We start from the raw sequence: 6,036 nt of genomic DNA, 5'->3' as shown, positions 1-6,036 counted from the left end.
GCATGGCACTCGGTCAAGTCACCGTCGACAATCTCAATCTAGGCCAGGGCGCCGTGACAGAGGTTGAGCGTTACTTTCTTTTTATTGGCCCGGCCGCCAAGAACGTCGGCCAGTTCATCCCGCTGAACACAGACAGCGATCTGGACGCCGCGCTGGGTGTTCCAGCCAGCGATCTTAAAACGCAAATCACGGCCGCTCGCCAGAACGGTGGCCAGCGCTGGGCGTGCATGGCGGCTCCGATCGGCGCTGAGGGCGATTGGGCCTCCGCGTTGGAGAAAAGCCAGCAACAAGGCGTTTCTGTGGAAGCGGTGATTGTCACCAAACCGGTGGTGAAGGCTGACGAAGTGTCGGTTATGCATGACGCGGCTGTCGCTCTCAACAACACCTACGGCCGTCGCGTGTTTTTCTTGGCCAGCAGTGCTGGCGTCACCGTCGACCAGGCCTGGGCGCAATACCTCACTGAGCAAAAGGCGTTGGTCGCAGGCCTTGCCGCTCCGCGCGTAGCGGTGATCCCGCAGCTTCACGGCAATGATCTCGGCGTGCTGGCGGGCCGCTTGGCCAATTCGTCCGTCAGCATCGCTGATAGCCCGATGCGCGTAGCCACCGGCCCGGTGTTGGGGCTTGGCGAAACACCTATTGATATCGAGCTGGTCCCGCTGCCGTCCGCTGTGCGCAGCGAGCTGGATCGCGCACGGCTCTCCGTGTCGCAGATCTATCCGGACTACCCGGGCGTGTACTGGGGTGACTGCAACATGTTGGATACCCCGGGTAGTGACTTTCAGGTCGTGGAATACCTGCGCATCACCGACAAGGCCGCGCGCCTGATCCGTCCGCTGCTGATCCGCCGTGTCGCTGATCGCCGCTTGAACAGCACACCCAACAGCATGGCGGTGAACACCAATCAACTGATGGCGCCACTGCGTGCCATGGCCAAGTCCGTCAAGTTCGCCGGCGAGGTGTTCCCCGGTGATATCGAGCCGCCGAAAGACGGCGACCTGGTACTGGAATGGCTGAGCAAAACCAAGGTCGCGGCCTACATCAAGCTTAAACCCCTCAACTGCCCGAAAGACCTCACGGCGAACATTGCCCTGGATCTTTCCACTGACAAAACGGAGTAACGCCCCATGGCAAAAATTGGCGGCAAGAACTTCGACGTGAGCCTGGGCGATCTGTCGCTGCACGTCGAGAGCTGCACCCTGGACATCACCGACAACTCGGCCGTGGCCCAAACCCGGGGCGTGCCTGACGGCTACGTGGAGGGCGACGTGGCCGCTGCCGGCGAACTGGAACTGGATAGCTCCAACTTTCAATTGCTGATCGACGCGGCGCGATCGGCGGGCAGCTTCCGCAAGCTCAAGCCGTTTGACGCAGTGTTCTTCGCCAAGGCCGGCGAAGACGAGGAACTGCGCGTGGAAGCCTTCGGCTGCAAGGTGAAGATCTCCAGCCTGTTGTCGATCGACCCGAAAGGTGGCGAGAAGACCAAACACAAGGTGCCGTTTGACGTCACCAGTCCGGACTTCATTCACATCAACGGCGTTCCGTACCTCGACGCTACCGAGATCGAGGGGATCCGTTAATGGTGGACTGGTTCGACCGCGCCCAGGAGCTGGAGCAACGCCAACGTGACCAGGCGATCAGGGCCCAGCTGCTGACGCCTGTGCCGGTCGGGCCAAGCCTGACCCATTGCCAGGACTGCGACAACGAGATCCCGCCGGCGCGCCAGGCACTGGGCGGTAAAACGCGGTGTGTCCCGTGCCAGACGGGCATTGAGCAGAGTAAACGCTGATGACCACTGACGCCGCACGCCTCGGAACGCTTGAGCAGAGATTCGCCGTATTTGAACACCGGCTGAGCGAGTTGGAAGATCGCCACGAAACCGTGCCTACCCGCGTGACCAAGTTGGAACAGGGGTTCGAACACATGGCCGGGCAACTGTCGGAACTGAACGCTGGCCAACAGACCCTGACGGTCGCGGTGAATGACATCGGCGCCAAGGTCGGCCGCTTGCTGACCATTCTCACGGTGGTCGCTTCTGTGCTGCAGATGGTTGTGCCGGCACTGTTGCGGGTGTGGTTCCCATGAGCCTGCGCGGCAGGATCATGGCCGGTGCGATCGCGCTGGCCAGCACGCCGCTGGTGATCTTTCTGGGTACTTGGGAAGGCCGTGGCCAGAACACCGTCTATGCCGACAAGTTGGCCAGCGGACTGCCCACTGTCTGCAAGGGCATCACCCGACACACCAGCCCGTTCCCGGTGGTAGTCGGTGACTACTGGTCGCCCGATCGTTGCGCGGAGGTGGAGCAGATGGTGATCCGCAAAAACCAGCTGCAGCTGGCCGACTGCATCACCAACCCGGACGTGAGCCAGAACACTTTCGACGCGCTGACCAGCCATGGCCACAACGTCGGTGTGCCCAGCACTTGCGCCAGTCGGGCGGTGGCGTTGATCAACGCCGGCCGCATTGCTGACGGCTGCAGGGCGTTGGCCTGGGCATCGGACGGCAAGACACCGGTATGGGCGTATGTGACCGACACCCAAGGCCGCAAGCGCTTCGTTCAAGGCCTGCACAACCGCCGGCTGGCCGAATCCCGGCTGTGTGCGGAGGGCTTGTGATGCTGCGCCAAGCCTTGTTCCTGGTCGTGTTGTGCCTGGTCGCCTGGATCGGTTTTGACGCCCTCGAAGGCCAGCGCGACGAAGCCAGGCGCGAGCGTGATAGCGCGAAATGGGAAGCGAGTGGCCTGCGGGAAGCGGTACGCATCAGCGGCGAGATGCTGGCTGAACGGGACGCGATCGACCAACGAAACACCAAGGAATTGACCGATGCACTCACTGAAAACGAGCGCCTGCGCCGCGCTGTTGGCGATGGCACTGGCCGGTTGCATGTCCGCGCCATCTGTCCCGCCGCCGGATCTGTGCCCGCCACCGCCGGCACCGCCCGCATGGCTGATGCAGGACGCGCCGAACTCGCAGCAGATGCTCGACCGGATTATTTCACCCTCCGTAACCAGCTCGCTTTAAGCCGGCAAATGATTCTCGGACTGCAGCAATACGTCCGTGGCGTGTGCCAGCGATCGCCAGCGCACCAGGACACCACTTTTCCCAACCTCAACAAGAGATCTACCCAATGAGCCAACAGAACAACACCGAAATCACCCTGGAAGTCGGCGAACATGAATTCACCTTCAACCTGACCCCAGCCGATGTCACCAAGTATTTCAACGCCCTGACCCAAACCAACAAGGTCGCCCCGGGCAACAACCTGTTGATGACCACTGTGCTGCAGGAACAAAAAACCGTGCTGAAACCGCTGCTGGGCAACCCGGTGATGGTGATGCAGATCGCCGGCGCGCTGCTCGAGGAGTACGCGCCCAACGTTGAGGTGATCGTAAAAAAGCGCTCGAGCACGCTGAGCGCCTAAGCGAAAACGGACTGGGCCAGTTGATGGCCCTGACGAACCGCTGGCTTCCTGGTGCCGAACCCACGCCCGAGGCGATGGGGACGGCCAAGTGGCTGGAGGACGAACACTGGAGACGCATGGAGTTCGCCGTGGCTAACGGCATCGCCCTTGCGCTGAACGGGTAACGACTTTGGCAGACCGTAGCGCCAGCCTGGCTTTCATTCTCAGCTTGCAGGACAAGGTCACCGCGCCTCTGGGCAAGGTGAAAATGGGTTTTTCCGAGCTTGCCGATCAGAGTGAAAAACACATAAAGACAATCGGGCTTGGCCTGGGCGGCGTGACCGCTGCTGTGGTCGGGATCCGTGAGTCCATGGAACCGGCGCTGGAGGTCAATCGCGCCCTGGGCGACGTCCGATCGTTGGGCGTGGCCGAGGATGCGTTGTCGGCACTCAATGCCAAGTCGCTGCAGTTCGCGGTGAGCTATGGCGAGAACGCCAAGGATTTTGTGGCCTCGGCTTACTTGATCGAGGGCGCCATCAAGGGGCTTGCTGGCAATCAACTCGCCACGTTCACCAACACCAGCAACTTGCTGGCGAAGGCCACCAAGTCCGATGCCGAAACCATGGGCGAATACGTCGGCACGCTCTACAACCTGCAGAAGTCCCAGGCCGATGCGATGGGGAAGGGCGCGTGGGTGGAAAAACTCGGCGGGCAAACGGCGCTGGCTGTGCAGCTGTTTCGCACCAGCGGCGCGGCGATGAAAGATGCGTTCAAGGAAGCCGGCGCGATCGCCACCACATCCGGCGTCGATCTTGCCGAACAGATGGCGGTGATCGGCACGCTCAGCAGCACCATGGAGGGCGGCGACGCCGGCGGACGCTACAAAGCGTTCTTCGAGAACATCGGCGCGGCGTCAGAAAAACTCGGCATGAAGTTCACCGACCAGCAGGGCAAGGTGCTGCCGATGGTGGCGATTCTGGACAAGCTGCAGGGCAAGTTCGGTGATCTGACCAGCGCGTCAGCCGGGGCCAAGTTAATGGAGGCTTTCGGCGGGGAAGGCGCCCAGGTGATCGGCGCGTTGGCCAAGGACACCGATCGACTGCGTAACGGCATCGAGCAGTTGGGCAAGGTGCGCGGACTGGAGAACGCCGAGCAGATGGCCCGGGCCATGGTCGACCCGTGGCAACAGTGGGCGTCCCTGGTCGAAGTCATGCGGGTGGTGTTTGGCCAGGTGCTGATCCCGGTACTGACGCCGTTCATGAACAAGATGGTCGACATCGGCAAAACCCTGGTGCGTTGGTCGCAGCTGTTTCCCAACATTACCCGGGTGATCGGCATCACCGCACTGACCATCATGGCGATCATTGGCGCCATGTCGTTGTTGACCGTCGTGGTCGGCGTTGCGCGGATGACCTGGCTGGGCCTGGTGTCGGTGTGGAAGGTTGTTCAGATGCTGAATCTGCGCACGGTCGCCGGCTTCGTCCTGCAGAAACTGGCGATCCTGGCTTACATGGCCGTGATCTACACGCTCAGCGCCGGTCTAGCACTGGTTCGCGGCGCCATGCTGCTATGGCAGGGCGCGATCTGGCTGGTCAACGCGGCGCTGCTGGCCAACCCGATGGTGTGGATCGTGGCCGGGGTTCTCGCCCTGGTGGCGGTCATTGTCGCGGCGGTTCACTACTGGGACGAATGGACATCTGCCCTAATGAACACGGCCGCGTTCCAGTTCGTCGCTGACAAGCTCCAGAAACTGTCCGACTGGTTTAACTCCATGGGCGGTTGGTCAGGCATGGCCAAGGCCGCATGGGACAGCATCGTCGGCATTTTCACCAAGGCCGTAAACGGCGTGATCGAGCTGCTGAACAGCATCCCGGGCGTGAATATCGAAGCGCGTTTCGGCGGCATGCCTGAAGTGCCCGGCGTCGATGCCGCGACCAATGCCGCCGACACAGCCAACGCCGCGCAGAAAGCCCAGCAAACCATCAACGCGGCAATCCCCAGCCTTTCGCCGGCGCGCCCTTCAGCGGTGCCGCCCGGTGGCCTGCTGACCAGCATCCAGAACAACAACAGCAGCCAGAACAAGGGCACGCATGTGGAGAACGTGAACATTCACACCAGCAAACCTATGAACCCGCTGGAGGTGGAAAACATGGTCGCTATGGCGGTCGGCGGATGAGCGAGTACGTAGACCTGTTGATCATCGACAACGACCTGGCACTGGATCCATCCCACCAGCCGCTGTTGGTCGATGACCGCGCCTGCATCGCCCAGGACATCGCTCACATGATCCGCGACAGCGGGTTGCTAGTGACGCTGGTGGCCGAGCGCGATCGGCTGCGGCAGCGCGACTGCATCCAGCAACTGGAACTGTTGGTGGAGGACGACCAGCGCCTGGTGCCGGGCACGGCACGCATCACCCAGCAGGAACCAGGCGTGTACCTGGTCACTGCGAAAACCCTGAAATTTGGTTCGATTGAGGTAAGTCTATGAGCCAGGTCGATTTTAAAAAGGTGATCGCCGACGCCGGCGTACCAACCACCGAGGCCGGTTTGAAGGCCGCGTGGGAAAAGGAAGTCGAAGCCCAAGGCGCGAAGGTGGCCAACACCAGCAGTTATTCGCCGTTCTGGCGGGTGATGACCG

Annotated in this window: 10 protein-coding genes; all 10 read left to right on the top strand. The window is 61.8% G+C overall.

Translation table 11 applies throughout. From position 1 onward, the window contains the following. The first annotated feature begins 2 nt into the window (after positions 1-2). The 10 genes from ACWR1S_RS30475 to ACWR1S_RS30430 are packed head-to-tail and all read left to right on the top strand — an operon-like array spanning position 3 to position 5,886. The gene (locus tag ACWR1S_RS30475) at positions 3-1,118 is read left to right on the top strand and encodes a DUF2586 domain-containing protein (protein ID WP_454566093.1); all 1,116 of its coding nucleotides are present in this window, start codon (positions 3-5) and stop codon (positions 1,116-1,118) included. Between the two features lie 6 nt (positions 1,119-1,124). After that, positions 1,125-1,577, top strand: coding sequence for a phage protein (locus tag ACWR1S_RS30470; protein ID WP_039756525.1), 453 nt, complete (start codon positions 1,125-1,127; stop codon positions 1,575-1,577). Beyond that, complete coding sequence (locus ACWR1S_RS30465) at positions 1,577-1,786, top strand: TraR/DksA family transcriptional regulator (protein WP_454566092.1); 210 nt, start codon at positions 1,577-1,579, stop codon at positions 1,784-1,786. The genes ACWR1S_RS30470 and ACWR1S_RS30465 overlap by 1 nt, the downstream gene beginning before the upstream one ends. Beyond that, positions 1,786-2,082, top strand: coding sequence for a hypothetical protein (locus ACWR1S_RS30460; protein WP_039756531.1), 297 nt, complete (start codon positions 1,786-1,788; stop codon positions 2,080-2,082). Before ACWR1S_RS30465 ends, ACWR1S_RS30460 begins: the two co-directional genes overlap by 1 nt. Then, on the top strand, positions 2,079-2,612 hold the full coding sequence (locus ACWR1S_RS30455; protein ID WP_454566091.1) for a lysozyme: 534 nt from the start codon (positions 2,079-2,081) through the stop codon (positions 2,610-2,612). Before ACWR1S_RS30460 ends, ACWR1S_RS30455 begins: the two co-directional genes overlap by 4 nt. After that, positions 2,612-3,127 (top strand): lysis protein, encoded by a 516-nt coding sequence (locus ACWR1S_RS30450; RefSeq protein ID WP_454566090.1) that lies wholly within the window; start codon positions 2,612-2,614, stop codon positions 3,125-3,127. Before ACWR1S_RS30455 ends, ACWR1S_RS30450 begins: the two co-directional genes overlap by 1 nt. Next, positions 3,124-3,417: a putative phage tail assembly chaperone gene (locus ACWR1S_RS30445; RefSeq protein WP_454566089.1), complete on the top strand. Its 294-nt coding sequence runs from the start codon at positions 3,124-3,126 to the stop codon at positions 3,415-3,417. The genes ACWR1S_RS30450 and ACWR1S_RS30445 overlap by 4 nt, the downstream gene beginning before the upstream one ends. A 23-nt stretch (positions 3,418-3,440) precedes the next feature. Continuing rightward, positions 3,441-3,581, top strand: coding sequence for a DUF6890 family protein (locus ACWR1S_RS30440; protein WP_039013052.1), 141 nt, complete (start codon positions 3,441-3,443; stop codon positions 3,579-3,581). Positions 3,582-3,586: 5 nt separating this feature from the next. Next, positions 3,587-5,572 (top strand): phage tail tape measure protein, encoded by a 1,986-nt coding sequence (locus ACWR1S_RS30435; RefSeq protein WP_454566088.1) that lies wholly within the window; start codon positions 3,587-3,589, stop codon positions 5,570-5,572. Next, positions 5,569-5,886, top strand: a complete 318-nt coding sequence (locus tag ACWR1S_RS30430) for a DUF2590 family protein (protein ID WP_454566079.1) — start codon at positions 5,569-5,571, stop codon at positions 5,884-5,886. Before ACWR1S_RS30435 ends, ACWR1S_RS30430 begins: the two co-directional genes overlap by 4 nt. Positions 5,887-6,036: the final 150 nt, after the last annotated feature.

It is taken from the genome of Pseudomonas sp. AIG (assembly GCF_977020205.1).
Note: the sequence above shows the minus strand (reverse complement) of the source record. Positions and strands in the feature narration are given on the sequence as shown.